The sequence below is a fragment of the Rhizobium sp. RHZ02 genome, assembly GCF_014851575.1.
GTDB lineage: Bacteria > Pseudomonadota > Alphaproteobacteria > Rhizobiales > Rhizobiaceae > Rhizobium > Rhizobium altiplani.
The window spans coordinates 1-775 of sequence record NZ_JACUZX010000079.1 but is presented as its reverse complement, the minus strand read 5'-3'; the positions used below and the strand labels follow the sequence as shown (position 1 = coordinate 775).

At 59.9% G+C, this 775-nt stretch carries 1 protein-coding gene; it reads right to left on the bottom strand.

Annotated elements, in window-relative coordinates; genetic code table 11:
* On the bottom strand, positions 1 to 759 hold a 759-nt coding region (locus tag IB244_RS31580), incomplete at its 3' end, for a helix-turn-helix domain-containing protein (RefSeq protein ID WP_192306988.1).
* Between the last annotated feature and the right edge of the window lie 16 nt (positions 760 to 775).

Sequence of the window (775 nt, the reverse complement as noted above, 5' to 3'; positions counted from 1 at the left end):
TGTCTCAAGTTTCAGTGTCAGATGCATGCGTTCATGGCGGCCGTTCTGCTGCGGGTTGCCCGGCTTGATGCGCTCGATGTCGATACCGAGCCTGAGCCACCAGACGGCGAGCCGAGACAGATTGAACAGTCCGTTGGGGCTAGCGAAAGGCACTCCGTTGTCGGTTCTGATCGCCTTGGGCAGGCCGAACTCCTTGAAGACGCGTTCGAAAACGGTGAAGGCGTAGACTTCCTTGGTCGTGTGCAACGCTTCGCAGGCCAAAAGATAGCGGCTGGCGAAGTCGGTGATCGTCAACGGGTAGCAATAGCGCTTATCGGCAAGCATGAACTCGCCTTTGTAATCGGCGCACCACAGGTCGTTGGGCAGCCCAGGATTGGAGAGTGCTGTTCCTTCAGCCCGGTTGCGCCGCCGCCTACCGTGCTTGACCAGGCCGTTGCGGTCGAGGACGGCATGCACGGTTGAGATCGCCGGCGTGTGAACATCCGGATACAGCCGCGCCAGCCGCTCCCTGATCTTCGGTGCGCCCCAGTTGGGCTTGTCCGGCTTGGTCCGCACAATCAGCTTCTCGATTTGGAAAGGAAGCTGATTGGCGTGCCGGTAAGGCCGTCGCGATCGATCTGTCAGTCCTTCCAGACCGCTGTCGTTATAGCGGCTGATGATCTTGTGACCGGTCTTGCGGGAGATGCCGAATTCGCGGCACAGCGCCGCTATCTTCTCGCCATCCAGAACCCGCGCAACGAATTTGAGACGCTCGTCCATGCGGTTGCACTCCTGC